This window comes from Geobacillus sp. 47C-IIb (assembly GCF_014679705.1).
GTDB lineage: Bacteria > Bacillota > Bacilli > Bacillales > Anoxybacillaceae > Geobacillus > Geobacillus thermodenitrificans.
The window spans coordinates 2,675,485-2,698,925 of the sequence record NZ_CP061473.1 but is presented as its reverse complement, the minus strand read 5'-3'; the positions used below and the strand labels follow the sequence as shown (position 1 = coordinate 2,698,925).

Annotated in this window: 16 protein-coding genes, 1 pseudogene and 1 riboswitch; of the genes and pseudogenes, 4 read left to right on the top strand and 13 right to left on the bottom strand. The window is 48.9% G+C overall.

What is annotated here, in order from left to right; translation table 11 throughout:
* Window positions 1–48 precede the first annotated feature (48 nt).
* Window positions 49–288 (top strand): annotated as a pseudogene (locus tag IC804_RS13600) (DUF1572 family protein); the annotation flags it as partial.
* Window positions 289–355: 67 nt separating this feature from the next.
* Here the strand turns inward: IC804_RS13600 and IC804_RS13595 are convergent.
* Genes IC804_RS13595 through IC804_RS13580 form a run of 4 tightly spaced genes read right to left on the bottom strand, consistent with a single transcriptional unit; the run spans window position 356 to window position 4,097 of the window.
* Window positions 356–1,429: an ABC transporter substrate-binding protein gene (locus tag IC804_RS13595; RefSeq protein ID WP_029761831.1), complete on the bottom strand. Its 1,074-nt coding sequence runs from the start codon at window positions 1,427–1,429 to the stop codon at window positions 356–358.
* Complete coding sequence (locus IC804_RS13590) at window positions 1,430–2,233, bottom strand: ABC transporter permease (RefSeq protein WP_008879051.1); 804 nt, start codon at window positions 2,231–2,233, stop codon at window positions 1,430–1,432. It lies immediately after the preceding gene.
* On the bottom strand, window positions 2,230–3,036 hold the full coding sequence (locus tag IC804_RS13585; RefSeq protein WP_060475665.1) for an ABC transporter permease: 807 nt from the start codon (window positions 3,034–3,036) through the stop codon (window positions 2,230–2,232). The genes IC804_RS13590 and IC804_RS13585 overlap by 4 nt, the downstream gene beginning before the upstream one ends.
* Window positions 3,006–4,097: an ABC transporter ATP-binding protein gene (locus tag IC804_RS13580; protein WP_051358533.1), complete on the bottom strand. Its 1,092-nt coding sequence runs from the start codon at window positions 4,095–4,097 to the stop codon at window positions 3,006–3,008. The genes IC804_RS13585 and IC804_RS13580 overlap by 31 nt, the downstream gene beginning before the upstream one ends.
* Window positions 4,098–4,716: 619 nt before the next feature.
* A riboswitch (SAM riboswitch) is annotated at window positions 4,717–4,818 on the top strand.
* A gap of 72 nt (window positions 4,819–4,890) precedes the next feature.
* Here IC804_RS13580 and IC804_RS13575 point away from each other — a divergent pair.
* The 3 genes from IC804_RS13575 to IC804_RS13565 all read left to right on the top strand — a co-directional run bounded on the left by IC804_RS13575 (window position 4,891) and on the right by IC804_RS13565 (window position 11,351).
* Window positions 4,891–6,741: a bifunctional homocysteine S-methyltransferase/methylenetetrahydrofolate reductase gene (locus tag IC804_RS13575; RefSeq protein ID WP_029761418.1), complete on the top strand. Its 1,851-nt coding sequence runs from the start codon at window positions 4,891–4,893 to the stop codon at window positions 6,739–6,741.
* Window positions 6,734–10,144 carry a methionine synthase gene (metH, locus tag IC804_RS13570; RefSeq protein ID WP_029761419.1) on the top strand — a complete coding sequence of 1,137 codons (3,411 nt, stop codon included), beginning with the start codon at window positions 6,734–6,736 and terminating at the stop codon, window positions 10,142–10,144. Before IC804_RS13575 ends, metH begins: the two co-directional genes overlap by 8 nt.
* A 343-nt stretch (window positions 10,145–10,487) precedes the next feature.
* Window positions 10,488–11,351 carry an SDR family oxidoreductase gene (locus tag IC804_RS13565; protein WP_008879058.1) on the top strand — a complete coding sequence of 288 codons (864 nt, stop codon included), beginning with the start codon at window positions 10,488–10,490 and terminating at the stop codon, window positions 11,349–11,351.
* A 172-nt stretch (window positions 11,352–11,523) separates the two neighbouring features.
* Here IC804_RS13565 and IC804_RS13560 read toward each other — a convergent pair whose 3' ends face one another.
* The 9 genes from IC804_RS13560 to IC804_RS13520 all read right to left on the bottom strand — a co-directional run bounded on the left by IC804_RS13560 (window position 11,524) and on the right by IC804_RS13520 (window position 23,250).
* Window positions 11,524–12,834, bottom strand: coding sequence for a dihydrolipoamide acetyltransferase family protein (locus IC804_RS13560; RefSeq protein WP_008879059.1), 1,311 nt, complete (start codon window positions 12,832–12,834; stop codon window positions 11,524–11,526).
* A gap of 29 nt (window positions 12,835–12,863) precedes the next feature.
* Entirely contained in the window at window positions 12,864–13,883 is a 1,020-nt protein-coding gene (locus IC804_RS13555; protein ID WP_008879060.1) for an alpha-ketoacid dehydrogenase subunit beta, read from the bottom strand.
* Between the two features lie 28 nt (window positions 13,884–13,911).
* On the bottom strand, window positions 13,912–14,898 hold the full coding sequence (locus IC804_RS13550; protein ID WP_008879061.1) for a thiamine pyrophosphate-dependent dehydrogenase E1 component subunit alpha: 987 nt from the start codon (window positions 14,896–14,898) through the stop codon (window positions 13,912–13,914).
* Between the two features lie 199 nt (window positions 14,899–15,097).
* Window positions 15,098–17,023 carry a sigma-54-dependent Fis family transcriptional regulator gene (locus IC804_RS13545; RefSeq protein ID WP_035499118.1) on the bottom strand — a complete coding sequence of 642 codons (1,926 nt, stop codon included), beginning with the start codon at window positions 17,021–17,023 and terminating at the stop codon, window positions 15,098–15,100.
* A 115-nt stretch (window positions 17,024–17,138) separates the two neighbouring features.
* Entirely contained in the window at window positions 17,139–18,158 is a 1,020-nt protein-coding gene (locus tag IC804_RS13540; RefSeq protein ID WP_008879063.1) for a LacI family DNA-binding transcriptional regulator, read from the bottom strand.
* A 16-nt stretch (window positions 18,159–18,174) separates the two neighbouring features.
* Complete coding sequence (locus IC804_RS13535) at window positions 18,175–19,710, bottom strand: alpha-amylase family glycosyl hydrolase (RefSeq protein ID WP_008879064.1); 1,536 nt, start codon at window positions 19,708–19,710, stop codon at window positions 18,175–18,177.
* A 73-nt stretch (window positions 19,711–19,783) separates the two neighbouring features.
* Window positions 19,784–20,626: a sugar ABC transporter permease gene (locus tag IC804_RS13530; protein ID WP_008879065.1), complete on the bottom strand. Its 843-nt coding sequence runs from the start codon at window positions 20,624–20,626 to the stop codon at window positions 19,784–19,786.
* Window positions 20,626–21,906 carry a sugar ABC transporter permease gene (locus IC804_RS13525; RefSeq protein ID WP_081157007.1) on the bottom strand — a complete coding sequence of 427 codons (1,281 nt, stop codon included), beginning with the start codon at window positions 21,904–21,906 and terminating at the stop codon, window positions 20,626–20,628. The genes IC804_RS13530 and IC804_RS13525 overlap by 1 nt, the downstream gene beginning before the upstream one ends.
* Before the next feature lie 69 nt (window positions 21,907–21,975).
* Window positions 21,976–23,250 (bottom strand): sugar ABC transporter substrate-binding protein, encoded by a 1,275-nt coding sequence (locus tag IC804_RS13520; RefSeq protein ID WP_081157005.1) that lies wholly within the window; start codon window positions 23,248–23,250, stop codon window positions 21,976–21,978.
* Window positions 23,251–23,441 lie beyond the last annotated feature (191 nt).

The following is a 23,441-nucleotide window of genomic DNA, read 5'->3' as shown; positions in this document are numbered from 1 at the left end:
GTTTTTTAAAAAATCGTACTATATATTGCTTTTTTATGGTTGTATGGTAAGATAGAAGCTTACTGGGAAAAGGGATGGGCTGCTTTCTTTCAAACGCTGAACGAACTGCAAGCAACGGACTTGTTGCGGACGGTCACGATCCGCGGCAAACCCCATTCCGTCATCGAAGCAATTGAGCGGCAAATGTATCATTATTCGTATCATATCGGACAAATTGTCTATATCGCGAAACAGCTAAACGCTGATCACTGGAAGACACTGACGATCCCGAGAAAAAGAAAGCACTAACTTTTTCAACAAAAAGCGAGCGCGTGTCGAGTTTTTCTAGACACGCACTCGCTCATCCGGTGATTGTTTACTTTTGATGCATCTTAAACTCCAAAAACAGCTCATTGTAGTAGGCAAGCATGCGCTTTCCTAAGTTTTCATACACTTCCAAACGCCCGACCGAATCTAAATCCGGATAAAAACGCTGGTCGTTGGCGATGTCTTTCGGCAAATAGCGAAGCGCCGCTTTATTTGGCGTCGAATAGCCGACATACTCAGCGTTTTGTGCCGCATGTTTTGGATCAAGCATAAAATTGATAAACGCGTGCGCTCCCTCGATGTTTTTCGCCGTTTTTGGAATTACCATATTGTCAAACCATAAGTTGGATCCTTCTTCGGGCACGACATAATCGAGCTTGTCGTTTTCGGCAATGATTTCCGCCGCATCGCCCGACCAGACGACACCGATGGCCGCCTCTTCATTGACGAGAAGCAGCTTGATTTCGTCGCCAACAATGGCCTTCACATTCGGCATGAGCCGGTCGAGCTTTTGTTTTGCCTCTCGCAGATGATGCTTGTTCGTATCATTGAGCGAATAGCCGAGGCTGTTTAATGCCATCCCCATCACTTCACGCGCCCCATCGACAAGCAAAATTTGATTACGCAAGCTTGGATCCCATAAATCGTTCCAGTCGGTGATCGTTTTGCCGCCAAGCATCTCGCGGTTGTAGACAATGCCAACCGTCCCCCAAAAATACGGCACCGAATACCGGTTATGCGGATCAAACGACAAGTCGAGAAACCGCGGTTCGATATATTTCAAATTCGGCAGCTTGTTATGGTCAAGCGGCAAGAGCAAGTTTTCCTCAATCATTTTGCTGATGGCGTAATCGGACGGAACGGCAACATCAAACGTCGCGCCGCCTTGAGCAATTTTCGCCATCATCGCCTCGTTCGAATCGAACGTTTCGTAAATCACTTTCCAGCCGGTTTCTTTTTCAAACTTCCGGATAAGCGCAGGGTCGATGTAATCGCCCCAGTTGTACACACTGACCGTCTTGTCGCCTCCATATCCTTCCGCTTCGTTCAGCTGCTGGGTCATGAACATGAGGGCGAACGCGGCGATGAATATAGCAGCAAATCCTTGAACAAGCCGTTTCACCTACTTCCGCCCCCCTATCCCATACATTCTCCCGCCTTTTTGGCTGAGCACGTAATAGCCGACGACAAGCAACATCGTAAACAAAAACAGCAATGTCGACAGCGCATTGATTGATAAGGAAATGCCTTGGCGCGCCCGTGAATAAATTTCTACCGATAACGTCGAGAAGCCGTTTCCGGTGACAAAAAATGTCACGGCAAAATCATCAAGCGAATAGGTGAGCGCCATAAAAAATCCGGCCCATATGCTCGGCGTCAAAAACGGAAGTACAACGCCCGACAGCACTTGCCACGGCCCTGCTCCCAAATCGCGCGCCGCATCGATTAACGTCGGACTCATTTCCTCGAGTTTTGGCAACACCATCAATACGACGATTGGCACGCTAAAGGCGATATGGGACAACAGCACGGACGTAAACCCCAGCTTAATGCCAGCCAGCGTAAACAGCAATAAAAACGAAGCACCGATGATGACATCCGGACTGACAATCAGCACGTTGTTGAGGGCGAGAAGGGTATGTTTCGTCCGTTGCCGCTTGACATAATAAATGGCCAATGCCCCGATGACGCCCAAAATCGTCGCGACTGCCGCTGACAACAAAGCGACGACAATCGTATTGAGCACGATGATCAACAATCGATCATCTGACAATACCTCGCGATACCATTCCAACGTGAATGATTGAAAATCGTGCATTGTCCCGCCGCTGTTGAACGAATAATACATCAAGTACCCAATCGGCGTGTACATAATAGCAAACACAACCAGCAAATATAAGCGCCCCCACCGATGTGTACGTTTCATCGACTTCCCTCTTTCCTTCCGCTTCCTGTCAAGAAGACAATGATCGCCATCGCGATCATTAACACAACGGCAATCGTTGCCCCCATCCCCCAATCTTGGGTGACGAGAAAATGCTGTTCAATGGCGGTACCAAGCGTAATGACGCGATTGCCCGCAACAAGACGCGTAATCATAAACAACGACAACGCGGGGATAAACACCGCTTGGCAGCCGGCTTTCACCCCGCCAAGCGTCAGCGGGAAAACGACACGGCGAAACGTTGTCCACGCCGAAGCGCCCAAATCGCGGGCAGCATCAATCAAGGTCGGCGGTAATTCTTCTAACGCATTAAAAATTGGCAGCACCATAAACGGAATAAAAATATACACCGAGACGAACACAAAGCTGAAATCAGTAAACAACAGCTGCCGCGCTCCGATGCCGATCGCTTGCAAGAAGGCGTTGGCCAACCCGTACGTGCCGAACAATCCTAAAAACGCATATACTTTCAACAACAAATTCACCCACATCGGCAAAATGAGCAACAACAGCCATAGCTGTTTATGCTTTGTTTTTGTCAACCAATAGGCAGTTGGATAACCGATCAATAATGATACAATGGTAATTAAAAATGCGTACCAGAATGAATAAGCCATCATTTTCAAATAAATGGGCGTCAGCACTTTTTCATAATTGGCTATCGTCCACTGCCCATCAATATCCAAAAACGATTCATACACTAAAAACACGATCGGTGCGATAACAAACAAAACAAGCCATACGACGTAGGGGATCAAATACCAGTTCCGCCATGCCCGTTCCATTCTACGTCTCCTTTCTCCCTCTCGACTTGCATGACATGAATCGCCTCTGGTTCAAACCGGAGACCGACCGTTTCCCCCACTTCTGCTCTTCTTGTCGAATGAACAAGCCATTCGTTGCCGTTTTCATCGTAGCCGCAAATTTCATAATGAACACCGCGAAAGAGCAGCGAATCGACACGAATGACGATCTGACCATCTTTCGGCGCCACAAGTTCCAAATCTTCCGGTCGGATGACAACGTCGACCGGTTCATTAGGCGCAAAACCATGATCAACACAAACGAAACGCTGTCCGGCAAACTCGACAAGAAAATCTTCGATCATGCGCCCCGATAAAATGTTCGATTCCCCAATAAAATCGGCGACAAACCGATTGACTGGTTCATCGTAAATCTCTTTTGGTGTACCGAACTGCTGGATTTTCCCTTTATTCAAAACGAATATATAATCCGACATAGCCAACGCTTCCTCTTGGTCATGCGTGACGAACACGAACGTGATTCCCAATCGGCGCTGCAGCTCCCGCAACTCGTACTGCATTTCCGTGCGCAGCTTCAAATCCAAGGCCGATAGCGGCTCATCCAAAAGCAGCACTTCCGGCTCATTCACGATCGCCCGCGCAATCGCAACGCGCTGACGTTGGCCGCCGGACATTTCTTGAATGCGCCGGCGCTCATACCCTTCCAAGTTGACAAACCGGAGCGCTTCACTCACCTTTTGGCGAATGTCGGCTTCTTTCATCTTTTTTATGCGCAAGCCAAAGGCGACATTTTCAAATACGTCCAAATGCGGAAACAAAGCATAATCTTGAAACACTGTATTGACTTGCCGCTTGTTTGGTGGGACGTCATTCATCGGCTTCCCATGGAAATAAACGGTGCCATCAGTTGGCTCAATAAACCCGGCAATCAGCCGCAAAATCGTCGTCTTCCCGCATCCCGACGGCCCAAGTAATGTATAAAACTTTCCTCTCTCCATCTCAAAACTAACATCATCCAATACCGCTGTCCCATCATATTCTTTTGTCACATGGTCAAAGCGGATGATTTCTTGTCTGCTCACCTTTGCACCCCCTACCCTTTCCATTTCCATCATTCCTAATTAGAACATATGAATGACAAAAGGGCAATGGAAAAATCATGACGGGCATTAGTAAAAATCAATAAGGGAGAACAAAAGCAACAGAACCCCCCCTCAACTTGGAATGACGGGCTTCCCATGGTTCATATCGCCTTGAAAGCTTTGCGATTTCAACTAGCAAACTCCTCATCCCACTCTTCACCGATATTCCCGCCTTGCCAAGCAGAAAGAAGATTGATTCCGATGCCTGCACATCAATAAAGTCAAACATGATACCCCTCAACGCTAAGGCGACTGCGACAGCGAGCAACAGAAAATGAACAACCACTCCTAAGTGCTTTCGCCGAAGGAAGACAACTGTCAAAATAGCATTCAACATGACGAGCGAAAAAACAAAGATTCAGCGATCCTGCACTTCTTCCATAGACAGATGTTCATACATGTTAGCAACACCTTTCATTACGATGATCCTCCTCCAAACTCCCCTTCCCTTCGCCTCATTTTTTTCAATTTTCCCTCTTTACTGTATTGAACAATTTCAGAAAATGCGCTAAATTATAGAGTAATAGTCAGAACATTGCCCAACAACTGCATACAAACATTCTTATCAAGAGAGGGGGAGGGACTGGCCCGGTGAACCCTCAGCAACCTGGCCGCGGCCAAGGTGCTAAATCCAGACAGGCGGAAGCCTGGAAGATAAGAAGAAGCGAATGACAAGTCTTCTTCTTAGAAGGCTTTTTTCTTTTTATTTACGGAGAAACGGGGGGATCGGAACGTGGGATTGCTTGATGAGTTAAAACAACGCGTGTTGATCGCTGACGGGGCGATGGGGACGCTTCTATATTCCCATGGTATTGACCGTTGTTTTGAAGAATTGAATCTATCAAAACCAGAAGAAATCGTCCATATTCACGAGGCATATATCGCGGCGGGCGCTGATGTCATCCAGACGAATACATACGGCGCCAACTATGTAAAACTCGCCCGCTACGGCCTTGAGGACGAGGTGCCGTCCATCAACCGGGCGGCGGTGCGGCTCGCCAAGCAAGCGGCGAACGGGCGGACGCACGTACTCGGAACAATCGGCGGACTGCGCACATTGAACAAAAGCGCTGTGCCGCTTGAGGAAGTGAAGCGGACGTTCCGCGAGCAGCTGTTTGTCTTGCTTGCTGAGGGAGTGGACGGCGTGCTGCTTGAGACGTATTACGATTTAGAAGAGTTAGAGACGGTGCTCACCATCGCCCGCAAAGAGACAACCTTACCGATCATCGCCCACGTATCGCTTCATGAAGTTGGCGTCTTGCAAGACGGCACGCCGCTCGCTGATGCCCTCGCACGCTTAGAAGCGCTTGGCGCCGATGTTGTCGGGCTGAACTGTCGGCTCGGGCCTTACCATATGCTTCAGTCGCTGGAAGAAGTACCGCTGCCAACGCGCGCCTTTTTATCGGCGTACCCGAACGCGAGCCTCCCCGACTACCGCGACGGTCGGCTCGTCTATGAGACAAATGCCGAATATTTCGAGGAAACGGCTAAAGCGTTTCGTGACCAAGGGGTGCGCTTAATCGGCGGGTGCTGCGGCACGACGCCAAAACATATTGAAGCGATGGCTCGGGCGCTTCAAGATCGGAAACCCGTGACGAAAAAAACGGTAAAACGGCGTGCCGTGTCAGTATCAGTGCAAGCCGACAACCCGTCGGCAGTAACGCCGCTTCCAGAATTAGCCCGCACGCGCCGCTCGGTGATCGTTGAGCTCGACCCGCCAAAACAATTAGGTATTGACAAGTTTCTCGTCGGAGCCAAAGCGCTCCATGATGCCGGCATTGATGCACTAACGCTCGCTGACAACTCGCTCGCCACGCCGCGCATCAGCAACGTCGCGGTCGGCTCAATCGTGAAAGAACAACTCGGCGTCCGTCCACTCATCCATATTACGTGCCGTGACCGCAACTTGATCGGCTTGCAGTCGCATTTAATGGGGTTGCATACGCTCGGCATTACCGATGTGCTCGCTATTACCGGCGACCCATCGAAAATCGGTGACTTTCCTGGAGCAACATCGGTGTATGATTTATCATCGTTCGACTTAATCCGCTTAATCAGCCAGTTTAACGAAGGACTGTCGTACTCCGGCAAACCGCTCGGGCAAAAAACGAACTTCTCAATCGGCGCAGCGTTCAATCCGAACGTCCGCCATTTAGATAAAGCCGTTGAACGCATGGAGAAAAAAATTCAATACGGCGCTCATTATTTCTTGACCCAACCTGTTTATTCAGAAGAGAAAATCGTTGAGGTGTACGAAGCGACGAAGCATCTTCACACACCGATCTACATCGGCATTATGCCGCTTGTGAGCGCGCGCAACGCCGACTTTTTGCATCATGAAGTGCCGGGCATTACGCTTTCCGATGAGATTCGCGCCCGCATGGCGGCGTGCGGCAACGACCCAGTCGAGGCAACGCGCGAAGGAATTGCCATCGCCAAAGCGCTTATTGACGCTGCATTCGACTTGTTTAACGGCATTTATTTAATTACGCCGTTTTTGCGTTATGACATGACGGTTGAGCTCATCCGCTACATTCACGAAAAAGAAGCGGCCGCCAAAGAAAGGAAGGTTGTTCATGGCTAACATCACCTTAGAACAGCAACTACAGCGAAAAATTCTTGTCATCGACGGCGCCATGGGGACGATGATCCAAAGCGCCAACCTATCAGCATCTGATTTTGGCGGCGAGGCGTACGAAGGGTGCAACGAATATTTGACCCTCACCGCCCCGCATGTCATCCGCCATATTCATGAAGCGTACTTGGAAGCTGGCGCCGACATAATCGAAACGAACACGTTCGGGGCGACACGCATCGTGCTTGACGAATACGGCCTTGGGCATTTAGCGCTCGAACTGAACATCGAGGCCGCGAAACTGGCGAAACAAGCGGCCGAATTGTTCTCGACGCCGGACTGGCCGCGTTTTGTCGCCGGCTCGATGGGACCGACGACAAAGACGTTATCAGTGACGGGCGGAGCGACGTTTGACGAACTTGTTACCGCCTATGAAGAACAGGCACGCGGACTATTGTTAGGCGGTGTCGACCTTCTACTTTTGGAAACGTGCCAAGATACACTGAACGTCAAAGCGGGATTCATCGGCATTTCCAAAGCGTTTGAAGCCGTCGGCCGCCGCGTACCGCTTATGATTTCTGGAACGATTGAACCGATGGGCACGACGCTTGCCGGGCAGGCGATCGATTCGTTTTTCATCTCCATCCGCCATATGAATCCGATCGCTGTCGGCTTAAACTGCGCGACCGGTCCGGAATTTATGACCGACCATTTGCGCACGCTCGCCACGCTCGCCGACACAGCGGTCAGCTGCTATCCAAATGCTGGTCTGCCGGACGAAGAAGGGCATTACCATGAAACGCCGGACATGTTGGCAGAGAAAATTCGCCGTTTTGCTGAAAAAGGCTGGATCAACATTGTCGGCGGTTGTTGCGGCACGACACCGGACCATATTCGCGCCATTGCCGAAGCGGTGCGCGATCTTCCGCCGCGAGTCATCCCGTCTTCGTTTGACATACACGCTGTCTCCGGCATCGAGGCGCTCATGTACGATGAAACGATGCGCCCGCTCTTTGTCGGCGAACGGACGAACGTCATCGGCTCGCGCAAATTTAAGCGTCTCATCGCCGAAGGCAAGTACGAAGAGGCGGCAGAAATCGCCCGCGCCCAAGTAAAAAACGGTGCTCATGTCATCGACATTTGCCTTGCCGACCCAGACCGCGACGAACGGTACGATATGGAACAATTCGTCCGCCACGTGATCAAAAAAGTGAAAGTGCCGCTTGTCATCGACTCGACCGATGAGCGCGTCATCGAGTGCGCTCTCACCTATTCGCAAGGGAAAGCGATCATCAACTCGATCAACCTCGAAGACGGCGAAGAGCGGTTTGCGAAAATCGCACCGCTGCTTCACCAATACGGCGCTGCCGTTGTCGTCGGGACGATCGATGAACAAGGGATGGCCATCACCGCCGAACGAAAGCTTGAGATCGCCTTGCGCTCGTATGACTTGCTCGTGAACCGCTACGGCGTTCCGGCGCAAGACATCATTTTCGACCCGCTTGTTTTTCCAGTCGGCACCGGTGATGAGCAGTACATCGGTGCAGCAAAAGAAACGATCGAAGGCATCCGTCTCATTAAAGAGCGGCTGCCTGACTGTTTAACGATGCTCGGCATCAGCAACGTCTCGTTCGGCTTGCCGCCAGCCGGGCGCGAAGTGCTAAACTCTGTCTTTTTATACCATTGCACACAAGCTGGTTTGGATTATGCCATCGTCAACACCGAGAAGCTTGAGCGATTCGCCTCGATTCCAGAAAACGAAGTGCGGATGGCCGAGGCGCTCCTGTTTGACACAAGTGACGAAACGTTAAATGCATTTATCGAATTTTACCGAAGCAAAATCACAACCGCCAAACCGGTAGAGACGAACTTGAGCTTGGAAGAGCGACTCGCCCGCTACGTCATCGAGGGATCGAAAGACGGGCTTATTCCTGATTTGGAACAAGCACTTGAAACGTACTCCGACCCGCTGTCGATCATCAACGGCCCGCTCATGGCCGGCATGGACGAAGTCGGACGGTTGTTCAACAACAACCAGCTCATCGTCGCCGAAGTCCTACAAAGTGCGGAAGTGATGAAAGCGGCTGTCGCCTTTTTAGAACCATATATGGAAAAGAAAGAAGGAAGCACAAAAGGAAAAGTGCTGCTTGCCACTGTCAAAGGTGATGTGCATGACATCGGTAAAAACTTAGTCGACATTATTTTAAGCAACAATGGCTACGAGGTGGTCGATCTTGGCATTAAAGTCGCCCCGCAGCAACTGATCGAGGCGGCGCGCCAACACGAGCCAGACATTATCGGGCTATCAGGCTTGCTTGTCAAATCCGCCCAACAGATGGTCGTTACCGCCCAAGATTTGCGTCAAGCCGGCATTTCGACCCCGATTTTAGTCGGCGGCGCCGCTTTGACACGCAAGTTTACAGAAAACAAAATCGCGCCGGAATATGATGGAATCGTCTTGTACGCGAAAGACGCCATGGACGGGCTTGCCCTTGCCAACCAAATCCAACAAGGTACGATCGATTATATGAAAAAAGAAAGGGTAGAGAACGAACCGGCACGGGCGGTTGGTGCCGCCACAGCTGTCAAATCCAACGTCTCGACCGATGTCCCGGTCTATATCCCAGCCGACCTCGACCGCCACGTGCTGCGTGATGTACCGCTTGGGCACGTGTTGCCGTACGTCAACTGGCAAATGGTGCTCGGCCATCATCTCGGTTTGAAAGGAAAAGTGAAGCGGCTGTTAGAAGAAAAAGACGAAAAAGCGCTCGCCTTAAAAGCAGTTGTCGATGAATTGCTCGCTGAAGTGCAGGAGCGCGGCTGGATTCAGCCCGCAGGCGTCTATCGCTTTTTCCCGGCACAAAGCGACGGTAACCGCGTTTATATTTACGATCCTGTCGACCGGCAAACCGTGCTTGAGACGTTTGACTTCCCGCGCCAGCCGCGGGCGCCGTTCCTTTGTCTTGCCGATTATTTGAAATCAAAAGAAAGTGGGGAAATCGACTATGTCGGCTTCTTTGCTGTCACCGCCGGGGGCGGCATCCGTGAACTCGCCCAGCGCTGGAAAGACGAAGGCGAATTTTTGAAAAGCCATGCTATCCAAGCATTGGCGCTCGAGATCGCCGAAGGGTTCGCTGAACGCATCCACCAAATTATGCGCGACCGTTGGGGCTTCCCGGATGACCCGGACTTCACGATGGAAGAGCGCTTCGCCGCCAAATACCAAGGCCAGCGCTACTCGTTCGGCTATCCGGCCTGCCCGAACTTGGAAGATCAAGAAAAACTGTTCCGTCTCCTTCACCCGGAAGATATCGGTATCCGTCTAACTGACGGCTATATGATGGAGCCGGAAGCATCTGTCTCAGCAATTGTCTTCGCCCATCCGGAAGCAAGGTATTTCAATGTGTTATAAACAGAAAACGAGCTGGCTGAATCGGCCGGCTCGTTTTCCTATTTTTACGACAAACAGATCATCGGACAATGGGCTTAATCATCTTTATAATTGTTATAATCATGAATAAGTGTTTTGTCTATCACCAACTGCCATTCATCTCCCCCTGATTTCTGGCCTACGCCCTGTACGAAATTGAAGAGGGAGTCTTCTGTCGGAAAATGATAAACCATCGATTGAGGAAATCGCGATATGAAGTGAAACGTGGGTGGAAAACTACCGGCTCCTTCATCGTCTCTGTGCACATATTTCCCCTCCTCCGTTCCATACTAACGATGACAATACATGCCAAGGAGGAGAACATATGGTCACAAAGCAACAAACGACGCTGCCTCCGCAGCACCAGACACGCCAACCGGGTCTGCAAAGTGAAATGAACCCGCAGCCAGTCACCATCAAAGACACTTATCGAGGAAGCGGCAGGCTCGAAAATAAAGTCGCTATCATCAGTGGCGGTGACAGCGGCATCGGTCGGGCGGTCGCGGTTCATTTCGCTAAAGAAGGTGCCGATGTGGCGATCGTTTATTTAAACGAACATAAGGACGCCGAGGAAACGAAACGGCTCGTCGAACAGGAAGGAAGACGGTGTCTAGCCATTGCGGGAGACATCGGGGACGAAGCCTTTTGCAAAGAAGCGGTGAAACAGACCGTCGAGACATTCGGCAAGCTTGACATCGTCGTCAACAACGCGGCCGAACAGCACCCGCAGCCGAACTTGCTTAACATCACCGCCGCACAGTTAGAGAAAACGTTCCGCACGAACGTGTTCGGCTACTTTTTCTTAACGAAAGCGGCGCTCCCGCACTTGAAAAACGGGAGCACCATTATTAACACTGCTTCAGTTACCGCTTATGAAGGAAACGAGCAACTCATCGACTACTCGGCAACGAAAGGGGCAATCGTTGCTTTTACCCGTTCGCTCGCCAAAGCGCTCGTCGGCCAAGGCATCCGTGTCAACGGTGTCGCCCCAGGCCCCATTTGGACGCCGCTCATCCCATCGACATTCAAAAGCGAACAAGTCGCCACGTTCGGCGCCAACACCCCGATGAAACGGCCGGGCCAGCCGAGTGAAGTCGCCCCGTGCTACGTCTTTTTGGCGAGCGATGAATCGTCGTACATGATTGGGCAAATCCTTCACGTTGACGGTGGAAAGTTCGTCAGCGGCTGACCGCGGCAGCCGCTGACGCCAAACATTTTTTATAAAATTTCGTCACCTTTTCTCACAAAAATATGGCACGATGGTAAAAAAACGCGTACGATAAAGCTATGATGTTCCTCTACTTCTTGACAAGGTGCCCCTCTTCTCTCAGCCCGTCCCGGATGGGGCGGGTGGTTTTTTGTCACATAACGAACAGCCAATCTGGTTCAGACAAGTAGGTTTGACATTCATTTAGGGCATGTTGCGCCATGACCCCATCGATCAGACGATGATCATAAGTAAGGGATAGCGGCATCACGAAGGAGATCTCAATCGAGTCATTGATGACTATTGGCTTTTTATCAATTTTACCGATTCCTAAAATGCAAGACTGCGGATAATGGATAATCGGCGTGAACCACGAGCCGTTGGCCGAGCCGATGTTTGAAACCGTGCACGTCCCTCCGGACATCTCCGCTGCTTGAATCGCCCCCGTTCTTGCCTTCGCTGACAATTCTTCGATTTCTTTGGCAATCTGAAACAACGATTTTTGATCCGCGTCACGAATCACTGGAACGAGCAATCCTCGATCAGTGTCAACCGCAAACCCAATATGAATCGATTCATGAATGACAATTTCCTCTTGTTCCTCATCAAGGGAAGCATTGAGCATTGGATACTTTTTTAACACAGCTGCCAGCGCTTTTATCACATAGACTAAATAGGTCAGTTTCATCCCTTGTTGCTCTGCTAGAGGTTTGATCCGTTGACGATGTTGAACAAGTCGGGTCGCATTGGCCTCGCTAAAATGGGTGACTTGTGGAATAGTCCGCGTTGACCGCACCATCGCTTGGGTGATAGCCTTACGGATGCCTGTCAACGGCACTCGACGCACTTTTTCTTGGCTTTCCTGCTTCTTGACAATCTCAACACTGGCAGCAGCTTCATCTGTTGCTTTTCGTTGCTGAACCGATAATACCGCTTCAATATCGCTTTTCAATATTCTCCCGTTCTTTCCGCTCGGAGTGACTTCCTCTAACGGCACGTTCTGCTCGCGAGCAAACTTTCGCACTGATGGGGCAGCCACAATTTTTTTTTGTGAAACCTCTTGTCTTCTCGTGCTCACCGAACGACGAATATCGTCTTCCGTGATTTTGCCATTCGCTCCTGTCGGTGTGATCGCACGCCAATCGACACCAAGCTCCTTGGCCAATTTTTTTACGCGCGGGGTGATCTTGATCTCTATCTGCGGACCCCCGCTGTCCGGAGCAAACGCTTCAACGGCAAGGACAGCCAGCACTTCTCCCACCTTTGCCGTATCCCCTCGTTTCTTTTTGATCTCTTTTACTGTTCCCGACTCAGGAGCGTGAATTTCTGAAACGGCCTTTTCGGTTTGCACTTCCACTAGCGTGGCTCCTTTTTCCACCGCATCTCCTTCGGAAACGTGCCAAAACGTAATTAAACTTTCATCATGGGAATCGGATAGTTTGGGCAATGTCACTTCGACAAACATAAGCTGCCTCCCTTGGAACAAACTTTTCCTTATTCATTGATAAGCTTAATTGCCTCATGGAAAATTTTATCGGCATTCGGCAAAACAAATTGTTCAAGCGGACGGCTGTAAGGAATCGGTACATCCGGAACAGCAAGCCGTTTCACTGGAGCCTCCAAATCATACAAGCAATGTTCAGCAGCAATCGCCGCAATTTCCGCCGTCATCCCGTACGACAGATAGTCTTCATCAACAACAAGCAAACGGTGTGTCTTTTTGACAGATTGGATGATTGTCTCTTTATCCAGAGGAACAAGAGAACGCAAGTCGATCACTTCAGCTTGGACGCCTTGTTGTTCAAGTCTTTTGGCTGCTTCAAGCGCATGATGCACCGTCATTTGAATTCCAACGATGGTAATGTCTGTTCCCTCGCGCACGACGTTTGCTTTTCCGAGTGGCACAGTATACGCTTCTTCCGGTACATGACCAATCGAAGCATCAAGCTGATCCATCCACCCAAGCCCTTGCAGCGTTTTATGGAACATAAAGACAACCGGGTTATCGTCGCGAATAGCCGAAATCATCATTCCTTTTAAATCATATGGCGTCGCCGGAGCGACGACTTTCATTCCGGGAAGATGGGCAAAGGTGGCGTACAACGTTTGCGAGTGCTGGGCGGCATCGCTATAACCGCCTCCCACTGCCGTCATCAACACCATCGGCAGCTTCACTCTACCGCCGGACATGTACGGAATTTTCGCCATATGGTTGTAAATTTGATCCATACAAACTCCAAAAAAGTCGACAAACATTAATTCTACAATCGGGCGTATCCCTTCGGCGGCAGCACCGATGGCAGCACCGATGAACGCGGTCTCAGAAATTGGGGTATCAATAACCCGCTCCGGTCCAAACTTTTGGAACAATCCCTCTGTCGCTCCAAAAATCCCACCGTATACTCCGACATCTTCTCCCATCACAAAAACGTTAGGGTCTCTTTCCATTTCAAGCCGAATCGCTTCAGCCAACGCTTTATTTCCTGTTAACAACCGCTGTTTTGTTTGTTGCATATGGCAAAACTCCTTTCTCCTATTGGATTTAGACAAACACATCTTCCAATGCCGCTTCCGGCTTAGGATAATCGCTTTCTCTCGCAAACGCATACGCCTGGTCGACCTCGGATCTTGCTTTGCCTTCCAATTGCGCAATGGTCTCCTCTGTTACCCCGTATTCATTGAGCAAACGGTTACGCAGTCGAATAATCGGATCTTTTTCTCGAAGCAACGTTACTTCGTTTTTGTCTCGGTACAGTTCCGGATCTCCTTGGAAATGCCCCAAATAACGGTATGTTTCAATCTCAATGATTGACGGCCCCTCTCCATTCCGCGCCCGTTTCACAGCTTCTTTCGATACGTTGTACATCTCAATCGGATCGTTGTCTTTCACATAATACCCTTGGATGCCGTAAGCAGCTGCCCGTACATCATTCGAGGAAACAGCCGTAGACGCCGTTTTCGGAACGGAAATCCCATATTCATTGTTTTCTACGACAACAATTAATGGCAACTTCCATAGCGCCGCCATATTCAGCGATTCATGAAATGATCCTTGATTGGCAGCTCCTTCACCAATAAACGCAACCGCCACCCAATCCTTCCCTTTTTTCTTAGCCGCTAGCGCTGCTCCGAGGGCATGAGGAATGCCAGCCCCTACGATCCCGCCACAAGAAAACTTGACGTCGGGGTCAAACAAGTGCATATGCCCCCCTTTTCCTTTTCCCAGTCCAGTGACTTTTCCGAAAATCTCCGCAGTCATCCGGTTCAAATCAACCCCTTTGGCAATCGCATGGTGATGCGGGCGGTGCGGAGCAGTCACCGTATCTTCCTTTTTCAAGTGAACACATATCCCAACTGCAGCTGGTTCCTGTCCGGTGGCCAAATGCATTTCCCCAGGCACTGGCCCTGCGCCGATATTAAACACCGGAGATTTCCCTTCTGCATACGCTTCGGCCATTTTGTCTTCGTAGTAGCGAATTTTGTACATCATTTCATACATCCAAAGAAGATGATCCTTGAAAATAGTCAACTTTCTCTCCTCCTTCACTCGATTGATACCGCTTTCAATTTCCCATAATGCAAAAATCGTTCCAATGCTTGTTTCCTTATCTTTGTCCGCTGAATTGTCCGTCCCAAGTTTCCTTTTTAATCTAGCCTAAACAAAAAATGCGACAAAGTGTTTCATTTTGTTTCACTTTGTCGCTACACTTTGATACATAATGAAACAGTCAGTAACGGATATTCCACTTGTCCATTTGTCGATAAAACGTGCTTCTCGATATGCCTAAATAACGGGCTGCTTTGGAAATATTGCCATTGCACCGCTTTAACGCTTCGATGATGGCTTGCTTTTTTATTCCATTCCGGGAGATGTCTATGCTCTCCCTAACTTGAAACGAGCAAGGAGGATGAAAGATTTCTTCCGGCAAGTCAGCTGCTGTCAAAATCGGCTTTGTACTGTGATTCAGCACTCGCTCAATTATATTTTGTAATTCACGGATATTTCCAGGCCAATCGTATTGCATAAGCACCTCTAAAAAATCAGATCGTATTTCGGGAAACGGTTTATTTCGTTTATGAGCGAGTTTGTCAATAAAATAGCGGACAAGAAGCGGAATATCTTCTTTCCTTTCCCGAAGCGGCGGCAAAACAATCGGCATGACATTCAACCGGAAAAATAAGTCTTCACGAAAGCTACCTTTTTGCACTTCTCGGCGAAGGTCTTTGTTGGTCGCTGCGATGATTCTTACATCAACAGGGGTTACTTTGTGTCCACCAATTCTCATTACTTCCTTTTCTTGGATGACACGCAAAAGCAACACTTGCATTTCCAAAGACATTTCGCCAATCTCATCCAAAAAAAGCGTTCCCCCATTAGCGAGCTCAAACTTCCCGGCGCTTCCCCCTTTTTTCGCTCCTGTAAACGCCCCGTCTACATACCCAAACAATTCGCTTCCAAGAAGATCACGTGGTATTCCCCCACAGTTGATGGCAATAAACGGTTTGTTTCTTCGCTTACTCTCGTTATGAATCGCTTGAGCCACCATTTCTTTTCCAGTGCCGCTTTCTCCTAATATTAACACATTTGAATCGGTCGCCGCGGCAAGTCTTGCTTCGTTCATTTTCTGGATGAAGCATGGGTGTTGCCCAATTATATCTGCAAACGTGATTTTGGCTTGATTTCCCGATAGGTGGTTAACAAACTGGCGCACTTTTTCAATTTCTTTTACAATGATCATCGATCCGATTCGTTCTTTTTTCTCGTAAATGGGAATCTTGTCAACTAGCACATGATGCACCGCGTTGGAGGGCTTGACACTCAGATGCAGTTCTTGATTTTGCAAATGCAGCGGATGATTTGAACAGATAGAGGAATCACTAAAAATATCATCAATCGTTTTTTCTTCCAGTTGCAACTGTGGTAAGCGGAACAGTTTTTTTAATTGATTGTTCGCTTTTACGATCTTCCCAACGCGGTCGATGATTAAAATGCCCTCTTTCATATTGTTCGTGGTCGCTTCCAAAAACCGTTGCATCATCACGTTTTTTTCGGTATTCTCATGTAATTTTAACTGATACTCAATCGCCTTTACGGCCGATACAACCATCCCTAATGTATGAGGATGCACTTTTTCATAGGGTCCTGACATATTCAGTACACCAATGATTCTACCGTCAGGGTCATGGATGGGGGCAGCGGAACACGTCCATGATTGACATATTTTTGTATAATGTTCCTCGGCAAATATTTGCACAGGACGGTCGATGGCAATCGAAGTGCCAATGGCGTTGGTTCCCATCACTTGCTCGCTCCAATCCGCCCCAGCGATAAACCCGATTTCTTCCGCCCTTGCCAAGGGCTCGCTGTCACCAATCGACAAAAGCAACTGCCCGCTTTCATTGCACAGAATCACCAAAAATCCGGATCCTTTTACAATTGAATACAATCCTTCCATTAGCGGCAGTGACCAATCAATCAATGAGCAATACTTTTCATTGTCAATTTCCTTAATCCATCCATATGGACGAAACGGATCAACCATCGCTTTTTTCGACCGAAGCCAAGAGTCTCGAATCATGGGCGGCAAATCAGGAGCAAGCTCGTTATGAAATACGAACTTTTCCCACATGTATTTTACCCGCTCGCGATTCATCGGCACCCTATGTTCACCTCCGTGTTCGTTTAGTTTTCTTTTTTCTCTCCAACTCGTTGATTTCCTTTTTCAAATCAAAAAGCAGCCACAACGGCTGCTTTTTGATAAAGCTTATTCACCGCCTCGTACACGATCCCCGCTCAACGAGCCGGTGTGGGATGATGATGCGCTTGATCGGTTCATTTGGATTTTCGACTTTTTCGATTAAACTTTTCGCCGCTTCATAGCCGAGTTGGAAGATGCCAATATCGACGGAAGTCAACGGCGGGCGCGACATTTCGGCGAGCAAGGTGTTGTTGAAGCTGACGATCGACACATCTTCCGGAACGCGAAGACCAATTTCATCGAGCGTTTTGACCATCCCGAGCGCCATGAGGTCATCAGCAACGACAAGCCCGGTCGGCGGCTCGGCTAGAGAAAGCAGCTCCTTCATTGCCTCGCGGCCGCCTTCTTGCAAAAACTCTTCATGAACGACGTATTCCGGTCGGTACAACAGTCCAGCTTCACGCAGCGCCTCTTCATAGCCTTCTTGACGGTCGGCGGTCACAAAATATTGTGGATTGCCACCGACAAAAGCGATGCGCTCATGGCCATGGTCGATTAAATAGTTGGTGGCATCTTTTCCAGCTTGGACGTTGTCGTTATCGACATGGGTCACTTGTTCCGCTTTTTGGTGCGGTTTTCCAATGACAACGAACGGGAAGCCATGTTTTTGCAAGTATTTCATTAACTTGTCGTTCTGCCGCGAATAAAGCAAAATCACTCCGTCAACACGCCGCCCTTGCAACATCTCGATCACCCGTTCGTAAATGTCGCTTTCTTTTTCCCCGGTTGACATTTGCAAGGCGTACCGTTTTTCATGGGCAGCTTTGCTGATGCCGCGGATCACTTCCGGGAAAAACGGGTTTTGCAGCGCCTGATCAGCTGAGCTTGGCATGACGATGCCGATCACTTGCGTCGCTTGGCTTGCGAGGCTGCGGGCAATAAAATTTGGATGGTAGCCAAGCTCTTTCATTGCCTCGCGCACCCGTTGCTTTGTTTTCTCACTGATGCGCGGGCTATCGGCAATCACGCGCGAGACGGTCGACGGCGCGACATTGGCTCGTTTGGCGACGTCTTTAATCGTAACGGTCATATACTACCTCCTTTCTTTATTCATTTGTCCGTTTTGTTCGTTTTTTCACCATGTATAAAAACAAGATAAATAGTGCGTAAACCGCAACCATTGCAACGATAAACGGCACGTTAACTCCCGTTTTGTTCCGTAATTTGTACACTTCTGCTGTTTCACGATCCAAGACAATATCGTAGCCATCCTCATCGCCACGGACGAGGTCATCGAGCAAAAAGCCACGCAATTCCTTGTTTTTCGGCAGCTGTTCGTTCGTCAGATGAACGTGCTTCGTTTCACTCGTGTTGTTAATGGCAATGACCGTCGTTTCGTCTTTGTATTGGCGTTTAAACACCGCCATGCCGTCTTGTTCATACAACAACGTAAAATCGCCGCGCCGCAATGATGGCAACTGTTGGCGGAGCGGGCCCACTTTCTTTAAATAATCGATGATTTCTGGATCGGCACGGAAGTCCATCAGGCGGCGATTGTCCGGATCAGGACCTCCAGTCATCGCAATTTCTGTTCCGTAGTACATAATCGGAATGCCCGGCGCAGTGAACAAATACGTCATCGCTACTTTCATGCGTGAAATCGGATTGTTCCGATGATCAATGACGAGTTTCGTAAATCGGACGTTATCATGGTTGTCCAAAAATGATCCAAGCAAATACGGGCGGTCGTAAAATGTCTTGTTATACTCCCATACATCATAGAGCGGCCGAAGCGATGCATCACGTTTGGCAAGAGACTGCTTCACCGCACCGTACAGCGGGTAATCGACAAACCCGTCGATGCCATACTTTCCGTAATCAGCGATATAGCGCGGATCATCACTCCACACTTCGCCGAGGAGAAAAAAGTCTTTTTTTACCGCTTTCACTTCTTTCGCAAACTCTTGCCAGAACGATTTCGGCACATGGCGTACCGTGTCGAGTCGGTAACCGTCAATGTCGGTTTCTTTAATCCACCATTTGGCTGCGTCAATTAAATAGTTTTTTACTTCCGGATTTTCCTGCGCCAAATCGGGAAGTCCATACACCCAACCGTTTTCCACCTGCTCTTGGCTGTTCCAGTCGAAAATCTCTTTCTTCGGATGGAACCAATCTTTTTTCGCCGGGTCATGAAGCCACGGATGGTCGTAGCCGACATGGTTAGCCACGAAATCCAAAATCACTTTCATATCGCGCTTATGCGCCTCTTTGACGAGCGTCTTGAGGTCATCAAGCGTGCCAAAATGCGGGTCGACTTCGTAAAAGTCCTCGATCCAATAGCCATGATAGCCGCCCGGCCTGTTTTTAAAAATGGGAGTCAGCCAAATGGCAGTGAAGCCCATTTCTTTAATATAATCGAGCTTCGCTGTCACCCCTTTTAAGTCACCGCCAAAATACCCTTTTGGATCATTGACATTGACGTCTTGGTCGTTCGTTGAATCCATGTTGTTAAAACGATCGACCATAATAAAATAAATCGCTTCGTCTTGCCACGTCCGTTCTTCTTTTTCCGCCGCCGCAACCGGCATGGCATAAAAAAGAAGGAACGGAAGGATGAACAGCATAAAAAGCCGGTTCCCCATTTCCGTTTCCCTCCTTTACTGTCTATTTTTTCTGTTTGGAAACGGGTAAGCCCACTATTTATGATAGCGATTCTTACCCTTTTGTGCCACCCGCTGTTAAGCCGGAAATCAAATACCGTTGCAGGAATAAAAAGACGATGGCAATCGGAGCGGCAATCAAAATGGAACCGGCAGCAAAGCGGGTAAAGTTGTTGGCAAATCGGTCGCTGATAAAGTTAAACAACCCGACTGCCAACGTAAATTTCTCCGGATCGCGCAAGACAATGGACGGCAGTAAAAAGTCAGTAAACGGCGCCATGAAGTTAAATAAAGCGACAACGGCTAAAATCGGCTTAGCAAGCGGCAGCATAATGCGGAAAAAGACACCGAAATGGCCGGCTCCGTCTATGCGTGCCGCCTCGTCAAGCTCGCGCGGAATCGTGTCAAAATAACCTTTCACAAGCCAGGCGTTAAACGGGATTTGCCCGCCGACATAAATAAGAATCAGTCCCCAAAGTGAATCGAGCAAATGGAGCATATTAAGCAAAATATACAGTGCTACCATCGCCATGAGTGACGGAAACATTTGTAACACTAAAAACAAATACAGCCCCGTTTTTCTCCCGATAAACTTATAGCGTGAAAACGCATAGGCGATGAGCGCCGTAAACAAAACGGACAACGCCGCGTTGGCCGCCGCGACAAATAGGCTGTTTTTATACCAAAGTAAATAATTGCTATCCGGACTCGTAAACAGCCATTTGTAATGCTCAAGCGTCCATTTTTCCGGGATGATCGATGCTGAGTACAAACTTGTGCCCGGATTGAGTGACATGCTGATCGTCCACAGGAGCGGATAGGCGATGACGACAAACATAAACGCGATAAACAAGTAAATGAGCGCTACTTCTATGTGTGATTTCCATTTGCGGTTCATTAAATGTTCCCCTCCTCTTTAAAGGAACGGGTGCGCCGGAATTGATAGATGGCAAATCCGCTGACAATCAAACCGATGATGAGCGAGATCGCGGCCGCCATATTGTAGTTGTTCGTCGTAAACGTCAAATCGTACACCCACGAAATGAGAATGTCCGTCCCGCCAGCATTTTGCCCACGCACCGCCGGGCCGCCATCATTAAATAAATAGATGATATTAAAGTTATTAAAATTCCCAGCGTATTGCATGATTAATAGCGGTGCGGTCGCATACAGCACATGTGGCAAGGTAATCGATTTGAACTTTTGCCAGCGCGTCGCCCCGTCGATGTCGGCCGCTTCATACCAATCGCGGGAAATACTTTGCAAAACACCGGTAAATAACGCAAATACAAACGGGAACCCAAGCCACGTTTGAATTAAAATGAGCGCCACTTTCGTCCAAAACGGGTCGGTCATCCATGGGATGGACAATCCGAACAAGCTCAGCACTTCACGGTTAATCGCCCCGAATTTATCGTTAAACATCGCCGCAAACACTAAAATCGTGACAAACGCTGGCACGGCCCATGGCAAAATGAGCACCGTACGGATGAACCGTTTAAACTTAATGCGCGGATCGTTGACCAATAGGGCCAAGAACAACCCAAGAGCAATTTGCATCGTCGTCGCCACGACCGTCCACACAATCGTCCACGAGAGAACGCTGAAAAATGTGCTCTTCCAAATTGGGATCGACACTAAGTTTTTAAAGTTTTCAAATCCGACCCAATTCAACAAATGCCGCGGCGGCGAGTGGTACAAATTGTAGTCGGTGAACGCAAGCGACACCATAAACAACAGCGGCAGCACGACGATAAACAAAAGCATCACAAGTCCAGGCGTCACAAAGATGTACGGAAACCCTCGGTCCCACGCATTGCGGCATGATTCAATAAGCGAGGGGGCGGGCTCGCCACGCTGCCGCCGACGGGCGTCGTTGCGCGCATCAATGATGTTCGCAATGTGCAGCGCGACTGCAAAAGCGATGATGATGACCGAAACCAATCCTTGAATCAACAGAAAAATTGAGTGATCGAGCATCGGGATTTCCCCAAGCGTAACGAGTCCCCACAACCCGATGTTCAAAAAGTTATAAAATGTGATTAAAAAGGCTGCTTCAATGACAATAAATACAATCCCTTTGATATATCGACGGTTGTACAATTGACCAAGGCCAGCAAACAGCAATGACAACACCATCGCCACCTCCGGCCGATGACGAGCGCTTGCTTCCGACATCCGAACTCCCCCCTATTGATGGATAAGAATGGTGGATAGACATGAGCCTATCCACCACCGTATGACATGTTATTTTCCAGCGCCACTGGCCGCGATTTTATCTTGAATCGTTTTGACCGCCTCATTCAACACTGCTTTCGGGTCGTCGCCTTTGGCAATAAATTGCAGGGCGTTCCCCATCGGGTCCCACACTTGCGACATTTCTGGCACGTTCGGCATCGGCTCACCGTATTGGATTTGCTCAGCAAAGCCGGCGATCAATGGGTCATTCGTAATTTTCTCATTCGTCAACGCTTTTTCGTTCGCCGGCATTTCTCCGGCTACTTCATAGTAATGAAGCGAATTTTCCTCATTCGTCACAAACTTCATGAAATCAACGGCCCATTCTTTATGTTGCGAGTAAGCAGACAACATCCACGTTTTGACACCAACAAATGATTTCGGATGCTCACCGTTTTCGAGCACAGGCAGCGGCGCTGTCGCCAACTTGTCACCTAACGCTTCTTTATACGAGGCAATGTTCCACGGGCCGGTGATGGCTACCGCTACATTTCCTTTCGTAAACAGACCGTTCATAACGTCATTGGTGACTTCTTTTGGAATATAACCGTTTTGAAACCATGATTGAACGAGCTCCGCTCCTTTGACTGCTCCTTCATTCGCCAATCCGATGTCGCTCGTGTCGTATTTGCCGTTTTCATTTTTAAACACATAGCCGCCGTAGCCAGCAAAAAATGGGTAAACGAAATAGAAGTTCTCCGCTTCCATTAAAAATCCGTATTGATCTTTCGCCGCATTCGTTTTTTCCTTGGCAATCTTCATCAAATCATCTATCGTTTTCGGCGCTTCTGACACTAAATTTTTGTTATAGAAAACTCCATACGTTTCAGCCACTGTTGGTACGCCATACGTTTGACCGTCATACGTTACCGCCTCAATCGCTGTCGGACTGTACTCGCCTTTCGCATCACCAAGATCAATCGGGTCGGCCAACCCTTGCAGCACGATGTCGCCGATGCGGTCATGCGGTTGATAGAACACGTCTGGACCTTTGCCAGCCGGGCCGTCAAGCGCTAGTTTTTTCGTTTGATCAAGCATGCTGACCGCAACCATTTCGATTTTGATCCCGGTTTTTTCTGTGTACTTTTGGAAAATATCTTTTAATGCTTGTTTTTGTTTTTCGTCGTCGTTTACCCAAACGACGAGCTTTTCCGGTTTTTGCGCATTTTCCGTCGTTCCTTGGTTCGCCTGCTTCGATTGCTCAACGTCCCGTTTCGGTCCGCAGGCAGCCAACATGCCAATCAACATTACAGCCATGAGAACTAAAGAGAATGCCTTCCTCATAATCCCCCTCCTATTTGTCATTACATAATCACTGCAGTCCAATCAATAGGAAATCGTTTGCACAGATAAACTAAAACTATTTCTGTGAAAACGATTGCACTGCTCATTTCTATTATATCGCCTATTTTTCATTTTACAAGCTTTTTTTTCTACTGAATTTGACTTTTTTTCTCTCTTTTCGTACTCTTTAA